This window comes from Arthrobacter sp. P1_B4, from assembly GCF_056406555.1.
On record NZ_JBFTZW010000045.1, the window covers coordinates 1 to 25,200 of the forward strand.

The 25,200-nt window shown below is 67.5% G+C and carries 25 protein-coding genes; 12 read left to right on the forward strand and 13 right to left on the reverse strand.

Annotated elements, in window-relative coordinates; genetic code table 11:
- The first annotated feature begins 135 nt into the window (after nt 1-135).
- Together AC1D1W_RS13740 and AC1D1W_RS13745 are read left to right on the forward strand one after the other, a co-directional pair.
- Nucleotides 136-807: a TetR/AcrR family transcriptional regulator gene (locus tag AC1D1W_RS13740; RefSeq protein WP_476943971.1), complete on the forward strand. Its 672-nt coding sequence runs from the start codon at nt 136-138 to the stop codon at nt 805-807.
- Nucleotides 808-854: 47 nt separating this feature from the next.
- The gene (locus AC1D1W_RS13745; protein ID WP_028275685.1) at nt 855-1,466 is read left to right on the forward strand and encodes a hypothetical protein; all 612 of its coding nucleotides are present in this window, start codon (nt 855-857) and stop codon (nt 1,464-1,466) included.
- 111 nt (nt 1,467-1,577) lie between these two features.
- Here the strand turns inward: AC1D1W_RS13745 and AC1D1W_RS13750 are convergent, their stop codons facing one another.
- Nucleotides 1,578-2,429, reverse strand: a complete 852-nt coding sequence (locus AC1D1W_RS13750; RefSeq protein ID WP_476855764.1) for a hypothetical protein — start codon at nt 2,427-2,429, stop codon at nt 1,578-1,580.
- 111 nt (nt 2,430-2,540) lie between these two features.
- Nucleotides 2,541-3,551 (reverse strand): 2,3,4,5-tetrahydropyridine-2,6-dicarboxylate N-succinyltransferase, encoded by a 1,011-nt coding sequence (gene dapD / locus AC1D1W_RS13755; protein ID WP_476943972.1) that lies wholly within the window; start codon nt 3,549-3,551, stop codon nt 2,541-2,543.
- Nucleotides 3,552-3,759: 208 nt separating this feature from the next.
- Here dapD and dapE point away from each other — a divergent pair, with 208 nt between their 5' ends.
- Nucleotides 3,760-4,857 carry a succinyl-diaminopimelate desuccinylase gene (gene dapE, locus AC1D1W_RS13760; RefSeq protein ID WP_476943978.1) on the forward strand — a complete coding sequence of 366 codons (1,098 nt, stop codon included), beginning with the start codon at nt 3,760-3,762 and terminating at the stop codon, nt 4,855-4,857.
- A 105-nt stretch (nt 4,858-4,962) separates the two neighbouring features.
- Here dapE and AC1D1W_RS13765 read toward each other — a convergent pair whose 3' ends face one another.
- The 4 genes from AC1D1W_RS13765 to AC1D1W_RS13780 all read right to left on the reverse strand — a co-directional run bounded on the left by AC1D1W_RS13765 (nt 4,963) and on the right by AC1D1W_RS13780 (nt 8,243).
- Nucleotides 4,963-5,799, reverse strand: coding sequence for an amino acid ABC transporter permease (locus AC1D1W_RS13765; protein ID WP_028275681.1), 837 nt, complete (start codon nt 5,797-5,799; stop codon nt 4,963-4,965).
- A complete protein-coding gene (locus tag AC1D1W_RS13770) occupies nt 5,796-6,446 on the reverse strand; it encodes an amino acid ABC transporter permease (protein ID WP_028275680.1) in 651 nt (216 codons plus the stop codon). Before AC1D1W_RS13770 ends, AC1D1W_RS13765 begins: the two co-directional genes overlap by 4 nt.
- Before the next feature lie 98 nt (nt 6,447-6,544).
- The gene (locus tag AC1D1W_RS13775; RefSeq protein WP_243180934.1) at nt 6,545-7,429 is read right to left on the reverse strand and encodes a glutamate ABC transporter substrate-binding protein; all 885 of its coding nucleotides are present in this window, start codon (nt 7,427-7,429) and stop codon (nt 6,545-6,547) included.
- 58 nt (nt 7,430-7,487) lie between these two features.
- Entirely contained in the window at nt 7,488-8,243 is a 756-nt protein-coding gene (locus tag AC1D1W_RS13780) for an amino acid ABC transporter ATP-binding protein (protein WP_243180931.1), read from the reverse strand.
- Nucleotides 8,244-8,457: 214 nt separating this feature from the next.
- Between AC1D1W_RS13780 and AC1D1W_RS13785 the strand changes: the two genes are divergently transcribed.
- From AC1D1W_RS13785 to AC1D1W_RS13800, 4 genes are all read left to right on the forward strand, one after another.
- The gene (locus tag AC1D1W_RS13785; RefSeq protein ID WP_476943973.1) at nt 8,458-9,351 is read left to right on the forward strand and encodes an LOG family protein; all 894 of its coding nucleotides are present in this window, start codon (nt 8,458-8,460) and stop codon (nt 9,349-9,351) included.
- Nucleotides 9,352-9,399: 48 nt separating this feature from the next.
- The gene (locus tag AC1D1W_RS13790; protein ID WP_476943974.1) at nt 9,400-9,756 is read left to right on the forward strand and encodes a DivIVA domain-containing protein; all 357 of its coding nucleotides are present in this window, start codon (nt 9,400-9,402) and stop codon (nt 9,754-9,756) included.
- Complete coding sequence (locus AC1D1W_RS13795) at nt 9,753-11,144, forward strand: hypothetical protein (RefSeq protein ID WP_476943975.1); 1,392 nt, start codon at nt 9,753-9,755, stop codon at nt 11,142-11,144. The genes AC1D1W_RS13790 and AC1D1W_RS13795 overlap by 4 nt, the downstream gene beginning before the upstream one ends.
- A gap of 253 nt (nt 11,145-11,397) precedes the next feature.
- Entirely contained in the window at nt 11,398-11,565 is a 168-nt protein-coding gene (locus AC1D1W_RS13800; RefSeq protein WP_079550332.1) for a DUF3117 domain-containing protein, read from the forward strand.
- A 110-nt stretch (nt 11,566-11,675) separates the two neighbouring features.
- On the opposite strand, the gene AC1D1W_RS13805 is transcribed toward AC1D1W_RS13800, so the two are convergent.
- The gene (locus tag AC1D1W_RS13805; protein WP_018773821.1) at nt 11,676-12,308 is read right to left on the reverse strand and encodes an O-methyltransferase; all 633 of its coding nucleotides are present in this window, start codon (nt 12,306-12,308) and stop codon (nt 11,676-11,678) included.
- A 272-nt stretch (nt 12,309-12,580) separates the two neighbouring features.
- Between AC1D1W_RS13805 and sigE the strand changes: the two genes are divergently transcribed.
- The 3 genes from sigE (at nt 12,581) to AC1D1W_RS13820 (ending at nt 15,102) form a co-directional block, all read left to right on the forward strand.
- Nucleotides 12,581-13,234, forward strand: coding sequence for an RNA polymerase sigma factor SigE (sigE, locus tag AC1D1W_RS13810; protein WP_028275673.1), 654 nt, complete (start codon nt 12,581-12,583; stop codon nt 13,232-13,234).
- A gap of 104 nt (nt 13,235-13,338) precedes the next feature.
- Entirely contained in the window at nt 13,339-14,625 is a 1,287-nt protein-coding gene (locus AC1D1W_RS13815) for a hypothetical protein (RefSeq protein ID WP_476943976.1), read from the forward strand.
- Nucleotides 14,626-14,706: 81 nt separating this feature from the next.
- Entirely contained in the window at nt 14,707-15,102 is a 396-nt protein-coding gene (locus tag AC1D1W_RS13820) for a twin-arginine translocase TatA/TatE family subunit (protein ID WP_028275671.1), read from the forward strand.
- Nucleotides 15,103-15,199: 97 nt separating this feature from the next.
- Here AC1D1W_RS13820 and AC1D1W_RS13825 read toward each other — a convergent pair whose 3' ends face one another.
- From AC1D1W_RS13825 to AC1D1W_RS13835, 3 genes are read right to left on the reverse strand one after another with little or no spacing between them, the layout of a single operon-like run.
- On the reverse strand, nt 15,200-16,327 hold the full coding sequence (locus AC1D1W_RS13825; RefSeq protein ID WP_243182261.1) for an Mrp/NBP35 family ATP-binding protein: 1,128 nt from the start codon (nt 16,325-16,327) through the stop codon (nt 15,200-15,202).
- An 11-nt stretch (nt 16,328-16,338) separates the two neighbouring features.
- Entirely contained in the window at nt 16,339-17,169 is an 831-nt protein-coding gene (locus AC1D1W_RS13830; protein WP_439954158.1) for a DUF1003 domain-containing protein, read from the reverse strand.
- Nucleotides 17,150-18,433 carry a magnesium transporter MgtE N-terminal domain-containing protein gene (locus tag AC1D1W_RS13835; protein ID WP_028275668.1) on the reverse strand — a complete coding sequence of 428 codons (1,284 nt, stop codon included), beginning with the start codon at nt 18,431-18,433 and terminating at the stop codon, nt 17,150-17,152. The genes AC1D1W_RS13830 and AC1D1W_RS13835 overlap by 20 nt, the downstream gene beginning before the upstream one ends.
- 77 nt (nt 18,434-18,510) lie before the next feature.
- Here AC1D1W_RS13835 and AC1D1W_RS13840 point away from each other — a divergent pair, with 77 nt between their 5' ends.
- A complete protein-coding gene (locus AC1D1W_RS13840) occupies nt 18,511-19,401 on the forward strand; it encodes a YflT domain-containing protein (protein ID WP_243182262.1) in 891 nt (296 codons plus the stop codon).
- 110 nt (nt 19,402-19,511) lie between these two features.
- Here the strand turns inward: AC1D1W_RS13840 and AC1D1W_RS13845 are convergent, their stop codons facing one another.
- Nucleotides 19,512-21,095: an aminopeptidase P family protein gene (locus AC1D1W_RS13845; RefSeq protein ID WP_243182263.1), complete on the reverse strand. Its 1,584-nt coding sequence runs from the start codon at nt 21,093-21,095 to the stop codon at nt 19,512-19,514.
- A gap of 123 nt (nt 21,096-21,218) precedes the next feature.
- On the opposite strand from AC1D1W_RS13845, the gene AC1D1W_RS13850 reads away from it, so the two are divergent.
- Entirely contained in the window at nt 21,219-22,064 is an 846-nt protein-coding gene (locus tag AC1D1W_RS13850; RefSeq protein ID WP_243182264.1) for a PHP domain-containing protein, read from the forward strand.
- A gap of 48 nt (nt 22,065-22,112) precedes the next feature.
- Here AC1D1W_RS13850 and AC1D1W_RS13855 read toward each other — a convergent pair whose 3' ends face one another.
- Nucleotides 22,113-22,985, reverse strand: coding sequence for a DNA-methyltransferase (locus AC1D1W_RS13855; RefSeq protein WP_028278091.1), 873 nt, complete (start codon nt 22,983-22,985; stop codon nt 22,113-22,115).
- Nucleotides 22,986-22,993: 8 nt separating this feature from the next.
- Nucleotides 22,994-24,769: a DEAD/DEAH box helicase gene (locus AC1D1W_RS13860; protein WP_476943977.1), complete on the reverse strand. Its 1,776-nt coding sequence runs from the start codon at nt 24,767-24,769 to the stop codon at nt 22,994-22,996.
- Nucleotides 24,770-25,200: the final 431 nt, after the last annotated feature.

Below are 25,200 nucleotides of genomic sequence, written 5' to 3' on the forward strand. Positions count from 1 at the left end.
CCGCGCACCTTTTGCTGAGGTGCGCGGCCGGCGTCGTACTTATGGGGGCACCGTGCCGCTGTGACCCGCGCCACGTCCCCGCCGGGACCGGTGTGGCCCGGGGCGGCCGCGGCACGTACGTGCTAAAAAAGACCAGTGCCTAAATTTGTCGACGCCGTCATCCGGCGCCAGGAAATAGTTGACGCAGTCTTCAGGATCATCGCATCGGATGGCCTCGAGCGGGCCTCGCTGCGGGAAGTTGCCGATGAAGCGCAGCTGGCCGTCGGCTCGGTGCGGCACTACTTCGCCAGCAGCGACGAGCTATTGACCCACGCGTTCGCCGTGGTGGTGGACCGAATCGTCGGCCGCCTCACCGACGCGGACTCCCGGCTGGGCGATACGCCGCCGGTTTCAGGGGAGCAGCATGCGGCCGTCCTGGCACTGCTGGGTGAGTTTCTTCCGTTGGACGAGGAACGGGCGGTTGATGCCTGCGTCTGGATGGCCTTCAAGAATGCCGCCCGGACAAGGCCGTTCCTGGCCGCCGAGGCCGACCGCAGCCACCGGGCTGTGGCCGCCGTCGTGGGCGGGCTCATCCTGGGGCTGGCCGAGGCTGAAGGCGCTGACGCCGACCACGGGGCCGGCCTCGACCAGCAGGTGCTCGTCACCGAAGCGGAACTGCTGCTGGCAGTCCTCGACGGCCTGACGATGCACGCCCTCCTGCAGCCCGAGTGGATGACGGCCGTGATGTGCAAGGATGTGCTCGAAGCCCACCTGGCGGGCCTGAACCGACGGCTGGCGGCCGGGCAGCCAGCCGTTAACGCCTCATAACAACAGGAATAGACTGAGATCGTACGTCTTGCCAAGGAGGCAATTGGATGCACCACACCGGCGGACCAGGCTGGCGGATCACGATGGATACTTCTGGTCCCATGCTCATTGCCCTCTACGTTCGTGACGCCGCCGGCTTGGACACCGCGGGACACCCGGCGCTCTGCCATGCGGCACCGAAGATCCGCGCCTCGGACCACTCCCACCTGATCGCAGAGGTTGGCGGCCCGGCTGCGCTCAAGACCGAATGGGAGGCCTGGTGGGAACAGCTGCTGAAAGACCACCCGGAAATGTCCCCCGAGCTCTCCCCTCCGGGCTTCCGTGCGTTCAGCAATTCGCCGGCCCTCCGGCGCGTGCTGCAGGCCCACTTCGGGGCCGCTTTGACGTGGGCCCGGGAACGCCTCGCCGAATACGGAACCCTCGAGGCGGAGCGCGAAGCCAACGGCAACAACGAGCTGCTGGCCGACATGGTGGAGGACCGCCTGCTTGACGTGGGACGGGCTTCAAAGGATTTCGGCCTGACGATCATCGAGCTCCCGCTTGCGGAGCCGCGGGCCTGGTATCTCGAGCCCGATAAAATCATCATGAGCCACGAGCTGTTGTCCCAGCCGGAGCTGTTCCGCAGCTACGTGCAGCCGGTGGTCGATCTCCTCGTCTGAGCCCGCCCGGTGACGGCTGACCCCGCTGGCAACTGACCCGCTGGCAACTGACCCGCCGGCAACTGACCCCGCTGGCAACTGACCCCGCTGCCAACTGACCCCCGGTAGCGGTCAGGTGCCGGGGGCGTCTGCGACGGTAACCCTGACCTGGCCGGCCGGGACTTGGGCCGGCTGCCAGCCGTCGCGGGACTGCCGGTTCCAGGCGCGGCCCTCGACCTCCACGCTGGTGATTTCGAGCTCCTTGGCGTTGGCCACGGCCCACTGGCCCACAGCCCAGGCCTGGGTTCCTTCGGCCTCGACGAGCAGGGTCCGGCCGTCGGTGGACGCCGTCACGTCCCCGAGAGCAGCGGTCAGCCCTGCGGTGACGGCGGCAGGATTCCCGGCGGCGTCGGGGGAGCGCAGCGAGCAGTCCAGGCCTGCGGGCGTCTGCCCGCTCAGGGCGGAGGCGAACGCACGGGCCATCACCTCATGCTGGGCGTAGGCCTCCGGGTACGCCGAGCGCTGGACGCGCTGGGCGGCAACGGTGATATCGAGCGACTCGTACCCGGAAACCTCGACGAGGGCATCGTAGAACGCATTGCTGGCGTGGTACGGGTCCATCACCTGCGCCGTGGTGCCCCAGCCCTGGGACGGCCGCTGCTGGAACAGTCCTCGGGAGTCGGGACCGGCCTGGTCGCCATGGCCGATGTTGCGCAGTTTTGATTCCTGCATCGAGGTGGCCAGCGCGATGCTGGCGGCCCGGGCCGGAAGTCCCCGCCGGACCGCGACGGCGGTGATGAGGGAGGCGTTGGCCGCCTGGTCGGTGGAGAGGTCATCGCCGCCGCTTCCCGTGGCCGTGCAGCGTTCGGTGATCAAGGTCTCCGACCGTTGCAGGAACGTCACCGCGGTGTAGATGCCGCCCGCGACCATCGCCAGGGTCAGCAGAAGGACAATCCGGCGCCGCCAGCTCCCTCGTCGTGCCACGAAAATACTCCCTCAGGCCCCTGCGGGCTGCGTCATCGGCTTTTTCGTCGGGGCGGGTCGGCCCCGCCCGCGCGGTCTTCGCCGCCCGCCATACCGTACCAGCCGGTGCGGTCAGTTGGCGTGCAGGGCCTCGTTGAGCTCCACCGTCTGGCCCTTGCGGGGGAGGACCTCAACCTCACCAGTGGTGGAATTGCGGCGGAAGAGCAGGTTCGGAACGCCGGAAAGGTCCACGGCCTTGACGATCCGGCTGGTGTCTTCGCCGTCGGCGTCCTTGGGGCCGATCACGCGCACACGGGTGCCGGCGGTGACGTAGAGGCCTGCCTCCACCACCGAGTCGTCGCCGATGCTGATGCCCACGCCGGAATTGGCGCCGAGGAGGACCCGCTCGCCGAGGGAGATCTTTTCCTTGCCGCCGCCGGAGAGGGTTCCCATGATCGAGGCCCCGCCGCCAACGTCGGACCCGTCGCCGGTGATGACGCCGGCCGAGATCCGGCCCTCGACCATGGAGGTACCCAGGGTTCCGGCATTGAAGTTCACGAAGCCCTCGTGCATGACCGTGGTGCCTTCGGCCAGGTGCGCACCGAGCCGGACCCGGTCGGCGTCGGCGATCCGGACGCCGGAGGGAACGACGTAGTCCACCATGCGCGGGAACTTGTCCACGCCGAACACCGTGACGGCGCCGCGCTTGCGCAGGCGCGCCCGGGTCAGCTCGAAGTCCTCCACGGCTGCGGGGCCGAAGTTGGTCCACACCACGTTGGGAAGCTTGCCGAAGATGCCGTCAAGGTTGATGGTGTTGGGCTGGACGAGCCGGTGGGAGAGCAGGTGCAGGCGAAGGTAGGCGTCCGCCGTGTCCGCGGGTGACGCATCCAGGTTGATCTGGGCGAAGACAACGATCTGCTCTGTGCCCCGGTCCGGGTCAATGCCGCTGGCGGCGATGTCGATCAGCGACTGGTCCGCGTTCTTCACGTCACGCAGGTCCTCCGCGGCGACGCCGAGCGCCGGCGCCGGAAACCACACGTCCAGCACGGTGGCGTCACCGTTGCGGGTGGACACAGTGGCCACCCCGTAGCCATAGGCAGAACGAGCGTCGGCGGGCACAGCGGAAGCAGCAGTTTCAGTCATGGCCCAAGTCTAACGAGAGGCCCGTCGGGCGCTGAAACTCATGACAACCCGATTGACCGCTGCAGGACCTCTTGACGCCTGGAAACGGCCCCTGCAGCGACTCACGTGGGACGGGGAGGCAAACAGATAAGGTGGAACGGTGACCCCCACGAACCCGCGCACCCCTGCCAGTGCCACCGCCAGCGTCCCTGTCCGCACACCGGGCCATCTGGACCTCCGCCAGGACGTCGCCCTGCTCACGGCCGCCCTGATCGACATCAACAGCGTCTCCGGCAACGAGGGGGTCCTGGCCGACGCCGTGGAACATGCCCTCCGCCAGCTGCCGCAGCTGGAGCTGGTCCGCGACGGCGATTCGATCATCGCCCGCACCAACCTGGGCCGGGCCGAGCGCGTCATCCTGGCCGGGCACCTGGACACCGTGCCGTTGCCCACCACAGAGGGCTCGCTGGGGACCGTGCCGGCGTACTGGCCCTCCGGGGCCCCTGGAGAGGGGATCCTCTACGGCCGCGGCGCCACTGACATGAAGGGCGGCGTCGCCGTGCAGCTGGCGCTGGCGGCCACCATGTTCGACGGCGGGGCGGAACCAGGCAAGGACGTCACGTTCGTCTTCTACGACCACGAGGAGGTCGAGGCCGTGAAGAGCGGCCTGGGCCGTCTGGTGCGCAATCACGGCTCCCTGCTCGGCGGGGACTTCGCGATCCTGCTCGAGCCGACCGACGGGACGGTGGAGGGCGGCTGCAACGGCACCAGCCGCTTCGAAGTGACCACGAACGGCGAGGCTGCCCACTCGGCCCGGGCCTGGATGGGCAGCAATGCCATCCACGCCGCGGCCCCGATCCTGGCCCGGCTGGCGGCGTATGAGCCGCAGACCGTGACGGTTGACGGCCTGGACTACCGCGAAAGCCTCAACGCCGTGAAGATCCACGGCGGCACGGCCGGGAACGTCATTCCGGACAAGTGCGTCGTGGAAATCAACTACCGCTTCGCGCCGGACAAGACCCCGGACGGAGCCGAGGCCGTCGTGCGCGAACTGCTGGACGGATTCGACGTCGTGCGCACCGACAGCGCGGCCGGCGCGCGGCCGGGCCTGCACCACCCCGCGGCGGCGTCCTTCGTCGCCGCCGTCGGTGCGGAGCCGAAGCCCAAGTACGGCTGGACCGACGTCGCACGCTTCAGTGAACTGGGCATCCCCGCGGTGAACTTTGGACCCGGCGATGCTCTGCTGGCGCACAAGGACAACGAACACGTCGAAGCGGACGCCATCCGCGCATGCCTGCGGGCGCTGCGGACCTGGCTGAGCGCCTAGCAAAGCCTAGGAAGCAACGCCCAGGAACCAAGGCCCACGACACAAGTAACGCACAAAGGGTCCGGAACCTCCGTGAGGTTCCGGACCCTTTGTGGGTGGGACGGCTTACTTGGCGGCCGGAATACCGGCGACCGGCACGTGCGCCACGCCGCCGGCGGCGCGCTTGGAGCCGCGGCGTTCGAGCCAGATGGCCAGGCGGGAGACCGCCAGGTCGATCGCGATGTAGATGGCCGCGGCCACGAAGAACACCGGGAACAGGTACTGCGGACCCAGGAAGTCCGCCATGACCTGCACGGCCCGGAGCAGCTCGCCGTAGGCGACGATGTAGCCGAGCGACGTGTCCTTCAGCAGCACCACGAGCTGCGCGACCAAGGACGGCAGCATGCGCCGGATGGCCTGCGGCAGCTCGATGGTCAGCCGGCACTGGAAGCTCGTCAGGCCGATCGCCAGGCCGGCCTCACGCTGGCCCTTGGGCAGCGACTGGACGCCGGCGCGGATGATCTCGGCGAAAATCGCCGAGTTGTAAAGGACCAGGCCGGCCACGACGGCGATGAACGAGCTGGTGGCAAAGACGAGCAGCACGAACAGCATCATGAGCACAACGGGCATGCCGCGCAGGAATTCAAGCACGATCCGGGTGGGCACCCTGATCCAGGCGTTGTCCGAGATGCGCATCAGGCACAGGAGCAGGCCCAGCGGGAAGGCAATCACGGCCGACACGGCCGCGGCGGCCAGCGTGGCGCCGATGCCGGCGGCGATCAGGGCCCAGACCTCGGGAAGCTGGAAGACCGCCCAGCGTTTGGGGTCGAAGATTCCCTGCTGGGCCAGGGTCATGACTGCCAGGACGAGGAGGCCGCCGATCACGATCACGCCGATGATGGAGCCGATCAGCGAGACCCGGCGGGCTTTGGGGCCGGGGACGTCATAGAGAACGGAGCTCATCGTGCGATCGCCACCTTTCGTTCAACGACGCTGGCGAGGTAGCCAAGCGGGATGGTTATCAGCAGGTAGAAGAATGCGATGCCGACCAGAACCCACATGACGGCGTCGCCGTTGGCATTGGCCAGCTGCTTGCCCTGGCCGAACAGTTCCAACACGTAGAACGCGCCGGCCACAGAAGAGTTCTTGACCAGGGCGATCAGAATGTTGATCAACGGCGGGATCACGGTGCGCAGGGCCTGCGGCAGGATGATCAGCGAGAGCACCTGGGTGAACTGCATGCCGATGCTGCGGGCGGCCTCCGCCTGGCCCACCGGGACACTGTTGACGCCGGAGCGCACTGCCTCGGCAATGAAGGCCGAGGTGTAGGCGCTCAGGGCGATGATGGCGGCGACCTCGAACTGCTGGAACGTGACGCCGAGGCGGGGCAGAACCACTGCTGCGAAGAAGAACGCGATGGTCAGCGGGGTGTTCCGGACGATCTCGACGTACGTCATGCTGAAGCCACGCAGCGCGGCGACGGGCGAGACACGGGCGGCAGCCAGGATGGTGCCGAAGACCAAGGCGATAATCCCCGAGATCAGGGACAGGAAAAGGGTTCGGAGAAAACCGTCCCAATACTGGGGGAGGTTTTCAATGATGACGTCCATAAGTTCCTTCAGCTGCGTTGAGGGGATTCCAGGCGAAAGACGGGAGCGGCGGCCGTCGGGCCGCGGAAAATCCGCGGTCCGGCAGCCGCCACAGCCGGCTAGTAGCGGTCGATCGTGGGAAGCGCGGGCGTGGTCTTGATGACCGTGCCGGCGGTGTCTTCCCAGGCCTTCTTGTAGGACCCRTCCTTGTCGGAGGCCTCCAGCTGGTCATTGACCCACGTGCGGAAGGCGGTGTCGTCCTTCTTCAGGCCGATGCCGTAGGGCTCCTTGGTGAAGGTCTGATCCGATGCCAGCTTGAAGGCGTCCGGTTCCTTGGACACGAAACCGGCCAGGATGACGTTGTCGGTGGTGACGGCTTCAACCTGGTGGTTCCGCAGCGGTTCCAGGCAGGCTGAGTAGGTCGCGGCCGGAACCAGGACGGCTCCGTACTTCTCCACGATCGTCGAGGCTGGCGTGGAGCCGGTCACGGAGCAGACGTTCTTGCCCTTGACGTCTTCGGGCTTGGTGATGGAGTTGTTGTCCTTGTTCACCATGAGCGCCTGTCCGGCCTCGTAGTACGGTCCGGCGAAGTCGACTTCGGCCTTGCGCTTGTCGTTGATGGTGTAGGTGGCGACGATCATGTCCACCTTGCCCTGCTTGAGGAACTGCTCGCGGTTGGCGGAGACAGTTTCGACCCATTCGATCTTGTCGGCGGGAATGCCCAGCTTGGCAGCCATCAGCTTGCCGATTTCGACGTCGAAGCCGACGGGCTTGCCGTCGAGGCCCTTCTGGCCGAAGAGCGGCTGGTCGAACTTGGTGCCGATGGTGATCTTGCCCGCGGATGAAAGCTTGGCCATGGTGGAATCGGCAGGAAAGCTCGGCTTCTCGGCCACGGGCGGGTTGGTGGTAGTGGAGGAGCTGCCGCCACAGGCGCTCAGGCTGAGTGCCAGTGCTGCGGAAGCGGCAACCAGAAGGGATTTCCTTCGGGTCAAAAATGCCATCATGACATTCCTTTCATTGTGCGGCCGCCGTCCGGCAGCCAGGGTGCGAAAACGTAGTCGGTCAGTGTGTCAGCAGCTTGGACAGGAAATCCTTGGCCCGGCTGCTCTTGGGGTTGTTGAAGAATTCCTCGGGGGTCGCGTCCTCAACGATCTGGCCGTCGGCCATGAACACGACGCGGTCGGCCGCCTTGCGGGCGAAGCCCATCTCGTGGGTGACCACGATCATGGTCATCCCCTCCTTGGCGAGCTGGACCATGACGTCCAGGACCTCGTTGATCATTTCCGGGTCAAGAGCCGAGGTGGGCTCATCGAAGAGCATCACCTTGGGCTTCATGGCCAGGGCGCGGGCGATGGCAACGCGCTGCTGTTGGCCGCCGGAGAGCTGGGCCGGAAGTTTGGGGGCCTGATGCCCGACGCCGACCCGCTCCAGGAGGGCCATGGCGTCCTTGTCGGCCTCGGACTTGGCAACGCCCTTGACCTTGATGGGGCCGAGGGTGACGTTTTCCAGAATGGTCTTGTGGGCGAACAGATTGAACGACTGGAAGACCATGCCGACGTCGGCGCGCAGCTTGGCCAGTTCCTTGCCCTCCTCGGGCAGTTCCTTGCCATCGATCCTGATGTCGCCGTCGTCGATGGTCTCGAGGCGGTTGATGGCGCGGCAGAGCGTCGACTTGCCGGAACCCGAGGGGCCGATGACAACAACAACTTCACCCTTGCGGACGTTCAGGTTGATGTCCTTCAGGACGTGCAGCTGGCCGTAATGCTTGTTCACGGCCTTCAGGGAGACGAGGGCATCGCCGGGCACTTGAGTAGTCATAGTACGAATCTAGCGAAGATTGACCAGATATGACGGCAATCACTCATTTTGGTGCAGATCGTGATTCAAGAGATACCTGCACGTCAGGTCCCTTTGCCGGACTGCGTCGGACATTCGCCGTTGACCTCGGCGAACGGCGTCGGCAGGCGCTTGCGGCCGTGCGGCGCCGACGCGCCGACGCGGCGGCGGCCGAGTTCCGCGCTAGCCTATGGGCATGAGTACCGATCCGCAGCACGGCCCCAAGCAAAACCCCGAGCAGAACCCGGAACAGAACCCCGCCGGAAAGCCGGCCCGGGAGGCCCGGAGCACACCGGCGCCCAACGGAATCCGCCACAAGGGTCCGCTGGAGCTGCGCCGCAAGGCCGCCAAGGTCACGATGTCCGACCAGACCTTGCTGGACACCAAAGGGCCGGGACAGTTCGTCCACACCGACCCCTGGCGCGTGCTGCGGATCCAGAGCGAGTTCGTGGAAGGATTCGGCGCGCTGGCCGATCTCGGTCCGGCAGTCAGCGTCTTCGGTTCTGCCCGCACCGTGCCGGGGAGCCCGTACTACGAACTCGGCGTCGAGGTCGGACGCCGGCTGGCCGAGGCCGGACTGGCCGTGATTACGGGCGGCGGCCCCGGCTCGATGGAGGCCGCCAACATGGGCGCCGTGCAGGGCAACGGCGTCTCCGTGGGGCTCGGAATCGAACTGCCCTTCGAGCAGGGCATGAACCAGTGGGTGGACCTGGGCATCAACTTCCGGTACTTCTTCGCCCGCAAGACCATGTTCGTCAAGTACGCCCAGGGCTTCATCGTGCTCCCCGGCGGCCTCGGCACCCTGGATGAGCTCTTCGAAGCCATGGTCCTGGTCCAAACCCGCAAGGTCACTTCCTTCCCGATCGTCCTGGTGGGAACCGCTTTCTGGAGCCCCATGCTCGAGTGGGTCCGGGACACCCTCGTTGCGGAGGGAATGGTCTCGGCTGAGGACCTGGACCTCGTGCAGGTGGTGGACGACCCCGCGCGGGCGGTCGAGCTGGTCGTGGAAGGCGCCGCGCGCCACCGGAACCCGAACGGCGGCTCCACCAACGGGACCGGCACGGCGGAGATCAAGGGAACGCGGGGCTGATCCGTCCGCCTGAGCGCTCCGGCGTCCGGCTTCTGGCACGATGGTCTAGTGAGTCTCTTCCTGGTTTTCCTGGCGATTGTGCTGATCGGCGTCGCCGTCCTCCTGGGCACCGGCCTGGCACCGAAAATCTTCCGTCGCCGCCGGGACGGCGGTGCGGGCGGTTCTTTTGACGACGGGTTCGACGAGCCGGGCGCATCACTGCCGCCGGTCCTGCTGCCCGAGCGCGCGGCCGCGGCGGACATTGACCGTCTGCGCTTCGCCGTCGGACTCCGCGGCTACCGGATGGACCAGGTGGATCAGGTCCTGGATGACCTGCGGGAGCAGATCATCGCCAAGGACCAGGAGATCGAGGCACTCGGGGAGGAACTGGAGCGCCTCCGTCCGCCGACCGAACAGCGTCCGTGAGCCGCGTGGAAGACCCGGAGACCGTCGCGGCGCCTGAGGCCCGGAAGCCCCAGGGGTTGAACGCGGCCCTGTGGAGCCGCATCGCCGCCGCGGGCGCGGCGATGGCGCGGTGGCCCTGGTGGGCGCAGGTGGCCGGACTCTACATCGCCGCGAGGCTGGTCAGCGCCTGCATCTTCATGGCCGCCGCCCTGCACCAGGGCGTGAATCCGTGGTTTCCCGCCAAGCCCGACTACTGGAACTTCATCAACATCTGGGATGCCCGCTGGTACGCCCAAGCGCTGCAGGCGGGGTACCCAGCGCTTCTGCCGACCGACGGCGCCGGCACCGTCCAGGAGAACACGTGGGCCTTCTACCCCCTGTTTCCCGTGCTGGGCCGGGTGGTGTCCGGGCTGACAGGCATGGGCCCGGCGTGGTCCCTGACGGCCATCGCCCTGGTCTCCGGAATGGGTGCAGCCCTCGTGGCGTACAGAATTTTCCGGCACCGGGCCACGCACCGCACGGCGCTCTGGGGGACCGTGTTCCTGGCGGCTTTCCCGGTGGCGCCGGTGCTGCAGGTGCCCTACGCCGAATCCCTCAACCTGCTGCTCCTCGGCGCCGCGCTGCTGCTTGTCATGGAGCGCCGGTACCTGTGGGCGATGCCCGTTGTGGTCCTGATGTGCCTTTCCCGGCCCACGGGGGTGCCGTTTGCCGCGATGATGGGCCCGTTGCTGCTCTACCGTTTCTGGCAGCGACTCACTGCGAAAACCCGCACTGCGCAAACCCATACTGCGCAGACCCGCGCTGTGCAGCATCCCACGGCACAACACCCCACGAATCAGAGCCCCGCGACACCGGGCGTCACAGTGCAACGCCGGGACGGCGTCGCCCTCCCCGGCAACGCCAAGCTGTGGTCACTGGGCGGGCTCACCGCCGTCAGCGGCATCGGTGCCCTGCTGTGGCCGGCCATCGCCTGGGCCGCGACCGGCGATCCGGGCGCCTACACCAAGACCGAAACCGCATGGCGCGGCGATGACCTGGTGCCGTTCAAGCCATGGTTCGACGCCGGCATCATGCTGTTCGGGCCGACGCTCGGCGTGCTGGCTCCCTTCGTGTTCGTTGCCGCGTTCACGCTGCTGATGATGTCCCGGCCGGTCGTCGCCCTGGGCACCGAGCTGAGGCTCTGGTGCTGCTGCTATATGGGCTACCTGCTGGTCTTCCTGCACCCCCAGACCAGCACGTTCAGGATGCTGCTGCCGCTGTTCCCGCTCGCACTCAGCGCCGCCCTCCTCTCGCGTTCCCGCGCCTACCGGGGCACCGTGGTGGTCATGTTCGTGCTGCTGCAGATCGTCTGGATTGTGTGGCTGTGGGCGTGGGCGCAACTGCCGGGCGGAGGGGACTACCCGCCGTGACGCACAGCACCATTTCGCGGCGCCGGCCCGGCCTGGCGGGACGCGCTGGAAAGTCCAACGATTAGCTACGGGCGCATTGTTACGCGATAATAGAGGATAAGCAAGGACAAGAAGCACACAGTTTGTAAGCGGTTTATTTGTGAGTTTGCCGGTCACGGCAGCCTCCTGGAGCGCTGCCGGACGGCTTGATTGGCCAAGCGGACGCAGCCCGGCCGGGCTGGTATGTCAGGGACTAATGGAGGGGATATTCCTTATGGCGGCAATGAAACCACGCACCGGCGACGGCCCTATGGAAGTGACGAAAGAGGGACGAAGCCTGATCATGCGTGTTCCGCTCGAAGGCGGGGGGCGGCTTGTAGTCGAACTCAATGCCGCTGAGGCGACGAACCTCAAGGAATGCCTCGTCGGCGTCACCGAATAGCGTCACGCCAAGAGCTTCGCAACAGGGCGGGGTCCCGGCCACTAGGCTGCGGACCCCGCCCTTTGCTGTCAGTACCCGCCCCTTGGACCCGGGCTAGTGAATCCTGGCTGCTACTTCTTCACCGCGATCAGCAGGCCGTCTCCGGTGGGCAGCATGGCGGAGGCGAGACGGTCGTCGTCGCGGATGGACTTGCCGATCTGGCGCAACACCACGGTGGTGGCTTCCCGGGCGGCCGGGTTCGCGACCCGGTCCTTGTCGAGGGCATCATTGACGATCAGCAGCCCGCCGGATTTGAGCAGCCGCACGGCCTGTTCGACGTAGCTGGGGTAGTTCGGTTTGTCCGCGTCAATGAAGACGAGATCATAGGCGCCGTCCGTAAGCCGCGGCAGGACATCCCCGGCCCGGCCAGAAATGGTGCGGGTGCGGTTGGCGGGGCTGCCGGCCTCCTGGAACGCTTCGCGCGCTGCCTTGAGGTGTTCGACGTCGACGTCGATAGTGGTCAGGACAGCCTGCGGACCCAGCCCGCGCAGGATGCACACGCCGGACACGCCCGCGCCGGTGCCGATCTCCACGGCGGTCTGTGCCTTGGACGCCGCCGCCAGCACCGTCAGCACGGCGCCCACGCCGGGCCCGATCGGGGTCACGCCAAGCTCGAAGGACCGTTCGCGCGCGTGCAACAGGACCTCATCCTCGGCAGGCAGATCTTCTGCATAGGACCAGCTCGTGGACTTATCGGCGCTCATGGGATATCGCTTTCTGGGCGGCAGGGGAGTGTTCCCTACAGCGTACTGTGTCCGGCGGGACGGGACGCGGAGGCGGCAGCACCGTGGCCCCGGCCGGAGCGGGTCGTTCTGCCTTCGGCGGAAGACCGCGGTGGATCAGGAAATTCCCAGCTTATTTTGAAATGATGGGTGTCCGCTCATCCGCGTGGTGATCGGCGTCGAATGAATGGTGCAGGAACCTGTGCAAGCAGGCACAATTCAGGCGTAGGTACCATCCACGAGGGGAGTGGACGATGTCGATTCTGGCACCTGTCCCGGCAACTGAGGCAACAGATTCAACCGGCCAGTCCCGGACCGCGGCGGAAGCCGAATGGGTCCGGCCGACCTGGGAGGAAGTGGTGACGAACCACTCCGCCAAGGTCTACCGCCTTGCGTACCGGCTGACCGGAAACAAGTACGACGCCGAGGATCTCACCCAGGAGGTGTTCGTCCGGGTGTTCCGTTCACTCGAGAACTTCAAGCCCGGCACGCTCGATGGCTGGCTGCACCGGATCACCACCAACCTGTTCCTGGACCAGGCCCGTCGCAAGAGCCGGATCCGCTTTGACGCTTTGGCCGACGACGCCGAGTCGCGGCTGCCGGGCCGGGAGCCCGGGCCGGAGCAAAGCTTCGAATTCAACAACCTCGACGTCGATGTCCAGGCAGCGCTCGAGGAACTTCCGCCCGACTTCCGCGCCGCCGTCGTGCTGTGCGACCTCGAAGGGCTCTCCTACGACGAAGTCGCCGCCGCGCTGGACATCAAACTCGGGACCGTCCGGTCCCGGATTCACCGCGGCCGGACAATACTCCGTGAAAAGCTCGCGCACCGCGACCCGCGCCCGGCGCAGCCGGCCAAGCAGTCCCTCAAGCCGCGGCTCAAGATGCCGCGCATCGCCGGCCTCCTCTGAACCGGTCAATGGGTCTGCTGAGACGTTTACTGGGAGCACCAGGCTGCAAGTTCTGGTGCGGGCCCGGGGCTACCCGGAAATGGGCCGCCGGCCGCCACGACCACGTGGAAGCATGTGCCGAATGCCGCGCCCGGCAACAGCGCGAACGCCAGTACCTCGAGAAGCTCCGCGGCGCCGCCGTGCCCGAGGCCAGTGAGGACCTGACTGCACGGCTCCTGGCACGGACCGGTCAGCTGGCCGCGGAACGGGCGGCGGCGGAACGGACCGCCGAAGCGGAGCGGGAACAAACAGCCCCGGCAGCTACGGCGCCAGCAGCTACAGCTCCTACACCTGCGGCACCTTCAGCGCCGGAACGGGCCATGGCGGAACGCCCCGACCCGGCCGGCGCAGCGGAAGTATTGGACGCAGCGGAACGGCCGGGCGCGGCGGACGCCGCCGGGGCCGGCCATCGTCCGTGGCCCTCAGACCGGTTACCGCCGGGACACCCCCTGCCGGGTCGGCCAGGGACCGCGGCACCGGTCGCCGGTCACGCCGCCGCCGCGGGTCCACACCGCGCCCGCCGCCGCGGCCCGCGCCTGCCGGTGCTTGCCGTCGGCGGAGCCGTCGCCGCCTTGGCCCTCATGACCGGCACCGCGTACGTCATGGGCGGCGACGACGCGGTCCCCGCCGAGGGCGCAGAGACTGCCACCCTCGCCCACCCGGATGCCCCCGGGCTGCCCGCCAGCGGTGAGCCGCTCGGTGCAACGGAGCTGTTCGACGCCAGCGGATCCGGCGTCCCCGGCGCTGAGGGAACCGGGCCCCGTGTCGCGTTCGGCCTCGGCGGCGAGCCCGACTTCACCCCTGCCGGGACGCTGAACACCGGCGAGCTTGCCGCGTTCCGCTCGCAAGGATGGACATGTCCGGAGCTGCACGAGCTCGGATTCCACCTCATCTGGGCCCGTGCCGGCGTCATCTCCGGGGACGAGGTCCTGGAACTTCGCCTCACGGATGGCCGGCACTTCGCCACGGTCCTTGAGCAGCATGCCTCGACGCGGGCGCCCGCGGCGCCCCCCGCACCGGCACGGGCCGAAGTTTCGCCCATCAACGTGCTGACCGGACACACCGCCGTGGCAGACGGCTTCATCCCGGCCAAGGCCGGCACGCCGTCGGCCGCCCCCGAACCCGGGAATGGCTTTCTTTGGGTAAACCCCGCCCCGCCCTACCGGGCCATCTACCAGACCTCGGCGGCGACATACACGTACATTTCGGACCTGCCGGCCGAGCAGGCGGACGACGGCGTTGCCGCTCTGAGCCGGGTCAGCAGTGGCGCTCCCGTGCCGGCCTCGCACAACGGAATTCCGGAACGGATCGAGCGTGGATTGAGCAGAATCCTGGAGCACCTGGCACCGTGAGGCAGGGACGGGCCGGACATGGCCGGCATACGGACTTCGCGGAATCGTCGCCAGCCCGAGCGAGAGGGTAACCTTCCTAAAGTGCTTGGAATCAATGGACCGGAGTTCTTACTTCTGCTGATCATCGGCCTTCTGGTGATTGGTCCCAGCAGGCTGCCCGAATACACCCAGAAACTTGCCAACATTGTCAAGGAAGTGCGCCGGATGGCGTCCGGTGCGCGGGAACAGATCAAGGAAGAAGTCGGCATCGACATCGATGAGGTCGACTGGAAGAAGTACGATCCGCGGCAGTACGATCCCCGCCGCATCATCAAGGAAGCGCTCCTTGACGATGACACCAAGCCGATGAGCGCCGGGGCACCCGCAACGGTCTCCGCGGCCGCTGCCGCGACTGCCGTCGCCGTGCACCGCCCCGAGCGGGTGCTTGAGCGGCTGCCCGAGGGCGAACCGGCACCCTTCGACTCAGAGGCGACCTAGGACTTCCCGCGGCGGACCTGCCGCAGTGCCTTCGCAGGGATGCGGCCGGGCCTTGTCAGCGGGCTTCCGTGTCGGCATCCGCCGGCACGGGGCCCTGTCAGCGGGGCTGCAGACCCAGCGGCATGCCCTTGAGGCCGCGGGGAACCGACGCCAGCCTGCCGGCGATCCCCGCCAAGGCCACGGCCGCAGGCGTCTCCGGACGGCCCAGCACCAGCGGCACTCCGGAATCCCCACCCTCACGCAGGAGGACTTCGAGCGGAATCTGGCCCAGCAGCGGCACGTCCTCACCCACGGTGGCCGAGAGGCGCTCGGCGAGCACGGCGCCGCCGCCGCTGCCGAACAGTTCCATCCTGCCGCCGTCGGGCATTTCAAGGTAGGACATGTTTTCCACGACGCCGGCCACGGTCTGGCCCGTCTGGGTGGCGATCGCACCCGCCCGCTCGGCAACATCCGCGGCGGCCGCCTGCGGGGTGGTCACGACGAGGATCTGCGCCTTGGGCAGCAGCTGGGCGACGGAGATCGCGATGTCGCCTGTGCCGGGGGGCAGGTCCAGGAAGAGGGCGTCGAGGTCGCCGAAGTAGACGTCGGTGAGGAACTGCTCGAGCGCCCGGTGCAGCATCGGGCCCCGCCATGCCACGGGCTGGTTCCCGGTGACGAACATGCCGATGGAGATGACCTTGACCCCGTAGGCCACGGGCGGCAGGATCATGTCGTCCACCCGCGTGGGGGCCTGTGTGATGCCCATCAGCGCCGGAACGGAGAAACCGTACACATCCGCGTCCACGATCCCCACACGGAGCCCCTGGGCGGCCAGGGCGCACGCCAGGTTGACCGTGACGGAGGACTTGCCCACGCCGCCCTTGCCGCTCGCGACGGCGTACACCTTGGTCAGCGAGCCCGGCGCGTTGAACGGGATGCCGCGCTGGGCGCCGGCGCCCCGCAACTGCTCCTTGAGGGCGTCGCGCTGGACCTGTGTCATCACTTTAAGGTCCACGTCCACGCCGGTGACGCCCGGGACGGCGGACAAGGCAGCCTCGGTGTCCGCCGTGATGGTGCCGCGCAGCGGGCAGCCCGCGATGGTCAGCAGCACCGCGATCCGCACGCGGCCGCCGTCGCCGATCTCAACGGACTCCACCATGCCGAGCTCGGTGATGGGGCGGCGGAGCTCAGGGTCGATCACGGTGGCAAGTGCGCCGTGCACTGCCTGTTCCAGCGGGGTGCTCATGCGGGCGATGCTCAGCTTTCGGGGATGGTGCGGTGTGCGGGCTGGCGGGTGGGATCGGCCGCGGCCTCGGAGTGGTTCGCCGACGGGTTCGGCAGTTTCCCCGAAGGGTTCCCTGTCGGGTCCCGTGAAGAGTCCTGCACACGGTCCTTGGCCGGGTCATCGCGCTTGCCGCCGGCTTTTACCCGGGGGATTTGCTGGGTCCGGGGGCTGCGCTGCTTGTCGCGCCGCTCCTTCATCTTCTCCTTGACCTTTTCCCGCGGGGTCTCGTGGGCGCCGGCGGAAGGATCGTGGGTGCGCAGTTCCTCCTGGGCCTCCAGCATGTCCTCCAGCAGGCTGCGGAGCTCGGCGCGGACGTAATCGCGGGTGGCGACCTCGCGCAGCGCGATGCGCAGGGACGCAAGTTCCCGGGTCAGGTATTCAGTGTCGGAGAGATTGCGCTCGGCCCGCTGGCGGTCCTGCTGCAGCGAGACCTTGTCGCGGTCGTCCTGGCGGTTCTGGGCCAGCAGCAGCAGGGGCGCGGCGTAGGAGGCCTGCAGGGACAGCATGAGGGTCAGCAGCGTGAAGCCCAGCGCCCGTGAATCGAACTGCCATTCCTCCGGCGCCCACGTGTTCCAGCCCAGCCAGAACAAGCAGAACACCGTCATGTACATCAGGAACGCGGGGGTTCCCATGAAACGGGCGAAGCCTTCCGTGGCATGGCCGAAGGCGTCCGGGTCGGGACGGAAGTTGGGCAGGATACGCTGCCGGCCGCTCAGGGGCGTGTCGAGACCGCCGGTGGTCCTGCCGCCAGGGCGGACATTGGAGGTCCGTGGTGCTGTGGGATCAGCCAATGCGGCCTCCAAGCTTTCTTATCGGGGCATCGTCCTCGTGGGCGCGCCAGTCGTCCGGCAACAGATGATCAAGCACGTCGTCAACAGTCACCGCCCCCACAAGCCGTCCGTCATCGTTGACAACTGGAAGCGAGTTGAGGTTGTACGTTGCCAGCGCGCGGGCGACCTCGCTGATGTGGGCCTGGTCGGAGACCGGCTCCAGGCTCTTGTCCACCAGATTGCCCAGCGGCTCCGGCGGCGGAAAGCGCAGGAGCTGCTGGATATGGACGACGCCGAGGAATCGTCCCGTCGGCGTCTCCAACGGGGGCCGGGCGACGAAGATCGACGACGCCAGGGCGGGGGAGAGTTCCTCGCGGCGCACGTGCGCGAGTGCCTCGGCGACGGTTGCTTCCGGGGGAAGGATCACCGGCACGGGCGTCATGAGCCCGCCGGCGGTGTCCTCGTCGTATTCGAGCAGGCGGCGGACGTCTTCGGCGCCTTCGGGTTCCATCAACTGCAGGAGTTCTTCAGCCTGGGCGCTGGGGAGTTCGGCGAGGAGGTCGGCGGCGTCGTCCGGATCCATCTCTTCGAGGACGTCGGCGGCACGGTTGACGTCCAGGGCGGAGAGGATCTCCACCTGATCACCTTCGCGCATCTCCTGCAGGACGTCCGCGAGCCGTTCGTCCTGGAGTTCGCTCGCAACCTCGAAGCGGCGCTTGTCGCTCATTTCCTGCAGGGCCTCGGCGAAGTCGGCGGGCTTGAGGTCCTCGTGCGTGGCCACGAACTGGGTGGCGGCCTGGGGCTCGGTCTTGGCGCCTTGCCGGGCATCGGCCCAGTCGATGATGAGGGTTTCATTGCGGCGCAGCCGGCTCAGGGGCGAGAGGGAGTGGCCGCGGCGGACGAAGAGCTTGCTGACGAACCAGTCGCCGGAGCGGTGCCGGTCCATGGCGATGTCCTCGATGGTCGCGTCGCCGCTGCCGTCCGCAAGCGTCACCCGGCGGTCGAACATTTCGGCCACCACGAGGGTTTCCGCGCCGCGCTGTTCGAAACGGCGAAGATTGACCAGGCCCGTGCAGATGACCTGGGTCTGGTCTATGGACGTAATCCGGGTCATCGGCACGAAGACGCGCTTCTTGCCGGGGACCTCGACGACGATGCCCACCACGTGCGGGGCGCCCCTCGTTCCGCGGGAGAGCACCACGACGTCGCGCAGCCGACCCAGACGGTCGCCCAATGGGTCGAAGACGTCCAGTCCGAGGAGGCGCGCGACAAACACTCGCGAAAGATTCGTGCTCACCCCTACAGGCTACCGAGTCTGCTCTCTTTTAGCTGAATTTCCAGCCGCACACCAGCCCGATGGGTGAGAATGGGCATATGTCAAACATTTTTGGTGCTCCCAGGGCCGGTGCCCCCAACGGCTCGGACGAGGCACGCACCGTCCCGAGAGGCGACGTTGTCGGTTCCTACAACTCCTACCTGGATGCCCAGAAGGCGGTGGACTACCTGGCTGACCAGCAGTTCCCCGTGCAGATGGTGTCGATCGTGGGCAATGACCTGAAGATGGTCGAGCGGGTGACCGGCCGGCTTACCTACCCCCGCGTCGCACTCTCCGGCGCCCTCAGCGGCATGTGGTTCGGCCTGTTCGTCGGCGTCATGCTGTCCTTCTTCTCCACAACCCCCGGTTATTTCTCGATTGTGACGTCAGTGCTGATGGGTGCCGCGTTCTTCATGCTGTTTGGCATCGTCACGTACGCCATGCAGCGCGGCAAGCGTGACTTCACCTCAACCAGCCAGGTGGTGGCGACCAATTACGACGTCGTGGTCTCCTTCGAGGCCGCCGGCGAAGCGCGGCGCCTGCTCCACCAGTTGCCTATGACGGCGCATGACGCGTCCGGTGCCGCGGCCGGCGGTTTCGCTCAGCAGGACTACCGTCATCAGGCACCGCAGCAGCCCGGCCCACAGCAGCCGGGACAGCAGACCCATGCGCCGCAGCGCCCCGCGGGCTGGAACGACCCGTACGGCCAGAGAACGCCGGAGACCGGCGCAGACCCGGCCGGACAGTACCAGGGCGGTGCACCCCAGCAGGAGGGCCCCGCGGGCCCCGCTCCGACGGCACCGGCCGCGGCTGAGGAGGCGGCGGCCCGCCCGGCCGGCCGGGTTTCCGGGGTGAGCTATCCGGATCTCCCGGACGGCCGCCCGCAGTACGGGGTCAGGGTCACGGACAGCGAGAAGCCCGCGGCAGGCCAGGACGGCCAGCAGCACTAAACCGGGCAACACGGAGGCCAGGCAAAAACAGGCAGCAAAAAGGGAGGGTCCCGGACATCCGGGACCCTCCCTTTTTTGCTGCTTTTCTTGCTGTTTACTGCCTGACTGACCTACGGAGTCTGGCCGTCCACTTCCAGGTAGATGCCCGCCATCCAGGACTCGACGTCGTCGGCCTTGCGCGGCAGTGCGGCGCTGAGGTTGACCGGGCCGTCCGCCGTCATGAGGATGTCGTCCTCGATCCGGACGCCGATGCCGCGGTATTCCTCGGGGATGCCGATGTCCTCGCTCTTGAAGTACAGGCCGGGTTCGATCGTGAACACCATGCCGGGCGTGAGCACGCCGTCGAGGTAGAGTTCACGCTTCGCCTGGGCACAGTCGTGGACGTCGAGGCCGAGGTGATGGCTGGTGCCGTGCGGCATCCACCGGCGGTGCTGCTGGCCCTCGGTGCTCACGGCTTCCTCGACGGAGACGGGCAGGAGGCCCCATTCGGCGAGCCGCTCGGCCAGCACCGTGGTGGCTGCCGTGTGGATGTCCCGGAACTTCGTGCCCGGCTGGGCGGCGGCCAAGCCGGCGTCGGCGGCGTCGAGCACTGCCTCGTAGACCTTGCGCTGGACCTCGGAGAACTTGCCGTTGGCCGGCAGGGTACGGGTGATGTCCGCGGTGTAGAGGGAATCGGCCTCGACTCCGGCATCCAGCAGCAGCAGTTCGCCCGCGTTGATCTTGCCGGTGTTCCGGGTCCAGTGCAGCACGGTGGCGTTGTTGCCGGAGGCGGCGATGGTGTCGTAGCCGAGCTCGTTGCCTTCCTCGCGGGCCCGGGCGAAGAACGCCCCTTCCACGACGCGCTCGCCGCGGTGGTGGGTCAGCGCCCGCGGGATCGCCTTGACCACCTCGGTGAAGCCGGCCACGGTGGCGGCGACGGCGATCTTCATCTGTTCGATTTCCCACTCGTCCTTGAGCAGGCGCAGTTCCGAGAGGGCCTCTGTGAGTTTCTCATCCAGGGCGTCGAGCACGCTCAGGTCGAGGTTGTCGGGGTCCTTGGCCGTGTTGTAGCGGGCAGTGTCGACGAGCGCATCAATGTTCTCGTCAACCTTGCGGACCAGCCTGATGGAGATTCCGCCGATTTCCGGCGCGCCGACATTCTTGGTGATGGCGAGTTCGAGTTCGGCGATGTCGGCCGTGTCGAGTCCCAGCTTGACCTTGAACTCGGCCAGGGTCGGGCGTGCGCCGATCCAGAACTCCCCGGAGCGGGAATCGGCGTAGAACTGCTCGGTGTCGCGGCCGGCCAACGGGCGGAAGTACAGCGTGGCGTGGTGGTTTCCGCCGTCGTCGCCGGTGCCCTCCGCGACCGGTTCCAGGATCAGAACCGCATCAGGTTCGTGGTCCAGGCCGAGGCCGGTGAGGTGCGCGAAGGCGGAGTGCGGCCGGAAGCGGTAGTCGCAGTCGTTCGAGCGGACCTTCAGCGGACCGGCGGGGATGACCAGGCGTTCACCTTTGAACTGGCCTGAGATGGAGCGGCGCCGGCCTGCGGCGTGGCCCGCGACGGCGTCCCGCTCGGGGAGCTGTTGCGAGGCCGGCGCCCAGTTGCTGGCCATGAAGGCCTTGAAGGCGTCGGAGCTGGGCCGCTGCGAGCGGTTGTTGACGCGCTCTTCGAGGGGCTGGGAAGCGGAGACTAGGGTGTTATCTGCATCGTTCACCGTCCCATAGTCTCACCAGCGCCGCGGCTTAGGCCAACGGCGCGCTCGCGCTGCAGGGCCGCTGCAGGGCCCCGGCACGACGGGGCCGAGGCTTTGGATCCTGCCATCTACTAGGCTGGTGAGGTGAGGATCGACCTGCATGCGCACTCCAACGTTTCCGACGGCACCCAGGCGCCGGCCGGCGTCATGGAGTCCGCCGCCGCCGCGGGCCTCGACGTCATCGCCCTGACCGATCACGATTCCACTGCCGGGTGGGCGGAGGCCGCCGTCGCCGCCCGGAAAGCCGGGGTCGCGCTGGTCCCGGGGATGGAGATCTCCTGCCGCACCGCGGAAGGCATCAGCGTCCACCTGCTCAGCTACCTCCACGACCCCGCGCATCCCGGACTGCTTGAGGAAATCACCAAGTCCAAGGACGCCCGGCACACGAGGGCGCAGAAGATGGTCACCCTTTTGTCGGAGGACTACCCGCTGACATGGGACGACGTGATTCACCACGTCGCGCCGGGGGCCACCCTGGGCCGCCCGCACATCGCCGATGCACTCGTCGCGGCAGGTGTGGTGGAAGACCGGGCCGAGGCTTTTGGTTCCATCCTCACAGCACGCTCGCGCTACTGGGTCCAGCACTATGCGCCGGAGCCGGCGCTCGCCGTCGAACTGGTCCGTGCAGCCGGGGGCGTCCCGGTGTTCGCCCACCCCGTGGCATCCGCCCGCGGCCGGATCGTGGGGGAGGGGACCTACCGGGAGATGATCGACGCCGGTCTGGCAGGCCTGGAAATCTACCACCGGGACAACCCCGAGGAGGGCCGGACGTTCCTGCGCCGCATCGCCGAACGCTATGGCCTGCTGGTCACAGGGTCCTCCGATTACCACGGCGCAGGAAAGCCGAACCTGCTGGGCGAGAACCTGACCTCCGCAGAAGTCTTTGCCCGGATCGAGGAACTGGGCACAGGCTCGCACGTGGTGCGCTGAAAAGCCGCCCCGGCCCCGGGAACGGCGGGGCGCGGTGAGGGCGGCGGGTCAGACCGTCGGGAAAGACGTGAACTGCGCCTGCGCGGCCAGGCGCTTGGCCATGACGTCGATGGCCGGCTGGTTCTGGTCCACGCACACGAACCTGCGGTCGAGTTTCGCGGCCACGGACCCGAGCGTGCCGGAACCTGCGAAGAAGTCCAGGCACCAGTCGCCCGGTCGGCTCGAGGCCGCAACCACGCGGCGGATCAGCCCCTCCGGCTTCTGCGTCGGGTAGCCGGTTTTCTCCTTGCCGGTCGGCGAAACGATCGTGTGCCACCACACGTCCGTGGGCAACTTGCCGAGCTCGCGCTTGGCGGGGGTCACCAGTCCGGGCGCCATGTAGGGCTCACGGTCCACCTCGGCACTGTCGAAGTGGTACTTCGCCGGGTTCTTGACGTAGACGAGGATGTTGTCGTGCTTGGTGGGCCAGCGGTACTTGGCCCGTGCACCGTAGTCGTACGCCCAGATGATCTCGTTCAGGAAGCATTCGCGGCCGAAGATCGCGTCCAGCATGACCTTTGCGTAGTGCACCTCTCGGTAGTCCAGGTGCAGGTACAGGGTGCCGTCGTCGGCCAGGAGCCGCCAGGCCTCCACGAGCCGGGGCTCGAGGAAGGACCAGTAGTCGCTGAACGCGTCGTCGTACTTGTGCAGCGCGCCCTTGATGGTGTCGTAGGACCGGCCCTTGAACCCGACGCGGTCACCCTCGCCGCCGGCGTTGAGCACCATCCTGGTTTCCTGGCGCCGCTGGACCCGGCCGGTGTTGAAGGGCGGGTCCACGTAAATCAGTGTGAAGGCGCCGTCCGGCAGCGTGGGGAGGTATTCCGCGTTGTCCGCGTGAACCACCAGGTTGCTGCCGTCCGGCGCCCAGACGGTGTCAGTCATGGAGGGGATTAGGCCTCGGCGCCGCTCGGCTGTGCGTCGCCGCCGGCCACTACCTCGCCGTTGCGGCGGCGGGTGCGGGTCCGGCGCCGGGCTCGGGTCGCCCGGTCCACCTCGGTGGGGGCCTTCGCCGGAGCGGCGGCAGCAGCTTCCGGTCCCTGTCCGTTCGCGGTGGACGCCGTGGCGGCATCGGCCTCGGCGGGACGGCGACGGCGGTCGCCGGAGCGTCCGCCGGCTTCGGTGCCGCTGCGGCGCGAGTCACGTCCGCCGGTGCGGCTGCCCTCGCGGGCGCCGTCACGGCTGCTCGTGCGGCTGCCTTCACGGGCGCCGTCACGGCTGCTCGTGCGGCTGCCGTCCTTTGCGCCGTCCCTTCCGCTGTCCTTTGCGCTGGTGCGCGAGTTCTTCTTGCCGGTCTCGCCGAGGTCTTCGAGGACCTCCGCGTCGACACCGGCCAGCACACGCTTGTCGCGCGGCAGCCGGCCCTTGGTGCCTGCGGGGATGTCGAGTTCCTCGAACAGGTGGGGCGAGGACGAGTAAGTTTCCACGGGCTCGGGGTAGCTCAGGCCGAGGGCCTTGTTGATGAGCCCCCAGCGCGGCATGTCGTCCCAGTCAACAAAGGTCACGGCGGTGCCCTTGTTGCCGGCACGGCCGGTGCGGCCGACGCGGTGCAGGTAGATCTTCTCGTCTTCGACGCACTGGTAGTTGATCACGTGGGTGACGTCGTCGACGTCGATGCCGCGGGCGGCGACGTCGGTGGCAACGAGGACGTCCACCTTGTTGTTGCGGAAGGCGCGGAGCGCCTGTTCGCGGGCGCCCTGGCCGAGGTCACCGTGGATGGCGGCCGCAGCAAAACCGCGGTCCACCAGTTCCTCGGCCACCTTCGCGGCGGTGCGCTTGGTCTTGGTGAAGATGATGGTCCGGCCGCGTCCGCGGGCCTGCAGGATGCGGGCTACCACTTCCACCTTGTCCATGCTGTGGGCACGGTAGATCAGCTGGCGGATGTCGCGCTTGGTCAGGCCCTCGTCGTCCGGGTCCGCGGCGCGGATGTGGGTCGGCTGGGTCATGTAGCGGCGGGCCATGGCGATGACCGGGCCGGGCATGGTGGCGGAGAACAGGAGCGTCTGGCGGACCGCGGGCGTGCCGGCGATCAGGGTCTCGACGTCCGGCAGGAACCCGAGGTCCAGCATCTCGTCGGCTTCGTCGAGGATGACGATCTTGACGTTCTTCAGGCTCAGGTGCTTCTGCTTGAAGAGGTCGATCAGGCGGCCGGGCGTGCCGACGACAACCTCGACGCCGTTCTGCAGCGCCTCGACCTGCGGCTCGTAAGCGCGGCCACCATAGATGGTGGCGATGCGGGCGTTGCGCTTCTTTGCGGCGTTTTCGAGGTCCTTGGCTACCTGGACGGCGAGCTCGCGGGTGGGGACGATCACCAGGGCCTGCGGGGCGCCGGGAACGGCCAGTTTGTCGAAGCCGGCGTCGTCGCGGCCGACGACGCGCTGCAGCGCCGGGATGCCGAAGCCGAGCGTCTTGCCAGTACCGGTCTTGGCCTGGCCGATGATGTCATGCCCTGCCAGTGCGACCGGCAGGGTCATGGCCTGGATCGGGAAGGGGTGGGTGATGCCGGCGTCGGCCAGGGACTCCACGATGTCCGCGCGGACATTGAAGTCGGCAAAGGTCTTCTCGGCAATCTCGTGCGGCTTTTCGTCCGAGATGATGGTCTCTTCGGGCTCGATGGTCTCCGTGCCGGACTCATCGGTCAGAAGCTGGTGCGTGTGCAATTCACTCACAGGGGAGTTTCCTTATTCATTTTGGGCTGCGCTGCTTGCTCAACGGGGGCGGCCGTGGTGGCCGTTCCGGAGCACGCTCAGGCGCGCAAGCAATTCCAGTGGAAGCCGATCGCGGGCTATCTAAATGCTGGCACTGGGGACCAGCGGGTGTATCTCAAGATCGCGTAGGGGCGGGCTTGTTGAATTCGAAAATCATGGAAATCAACGACCGGGCATCCATTTCTACCTCTTCAGTCTAGCTGGCTATAGGTCGTGTCAAGTGCATGCTCCGGGCATGACAGTGCGCGCCGCATGTTTGGCCGGGCGTTCTGACGTGTCTGTGGGGTGGCGGTTTGGTTGGCTGGCCCGGCGTGATTCCAAGGGCGCCCACGCTGACTTATTCGACCTCGGCGGTTGCCGGGTCATCTGGCGTCGTTCGGGCTGCCCAAGGG

What these genes read in the sequence shown, in the direction of transcription:
- AC1D1W_RS13825 (WP_243182261.1), bottom strand. Translation starts at nt 16,327, where the DNA reads ATGAGCACCCCGCTGGAACAGGCAGTGCACGGCGCACTTGCCACCGTG.
- AC1D1W_RS13765 (WP_028275681.1), bottom strand. Translation starts at nt 5,799, where the DNA reads ATGAGCTCCGTTCTCTATGACGTCCCCGGCCCCAAAGCCCGCCGGGTC.
- sigE (WP_028275673.1), top strand. Translation starts at nt 12,581, where the DNA reads ATGTCGATTCTGGCACCTGTCCCGGCAACTGAGGCAACAGATTCAACC.
- AC1D1W_RS13805 (WP_018773821.1), bottom strand. Translation starts at nt 12,308, where the DNA reads ATGAGCGCCGATAAGTCCACGAGCTGGTCCTATGCAGAAGATCTGCCT.
- AC1D1W_RS13840 (WP_243182262.1), top strand. Translation starts at nt 18,511, where the DNA reads ATGTCAAACATTTTTGGTGCTCCCAGGGCCGGTGCCCCCAACGGCTCG.
- AC1D1W_RS13745 (WP_028275685.1), top strand. Translation starts at nt 855, where the DNA reads ATGCACCACACCGGCGGACCAGGCTGGCGGATCACGATGGATACTTCT.
- AC1D1W_RS13780 (WP_243180931.1), bottom strand. Translation starts at nt 8,243, where the DNA reads ATGACTACTCAAGTGCCCGGCGATGCCCTCGTCTCCCTGAAGGCCGTG.
- AC1D1W_RS13855 (WP_028278091.1), bottom strand. Translation starts at nt 22,985, where the DNA reads ATGACTGACACCGTCTGGGCGCCGGACGGCAGCAACCTGGTGGTTCAC.
- AC1D1W_RS13785 (WP_476943973.1), top strand. Translation starts at nt 8,458, where the DNA reads ATGAGTACCGATCCGCAGCACGGCCCCAAGCAAAACCCCGAGCAGAAC.
- dapD (WP_476943972.1), bottom strand. Translation starts at nt 3,551, where the DNA reads ATGACTGAAACTGCTGCTTCCGCTGTGCCCGCCGACGCTCGTTCTGCC.
- AC1D1W_RS13800 (WP_079550332.1), top strand. Translation starts at nt 11,398, where the DNA reads ATGGCGGCAATGAAACCACGCACCGGCGACGGCCCTATGGAAGTGACG.
- AC1D1W_RS13770 (WP_028275680.1), bottom strand. Translation starts at nt 6,446, where the DNA reads ATGGACGTCATCATTGAAAACCTCCCCCAGTATTGGGACGGTTTTCTC.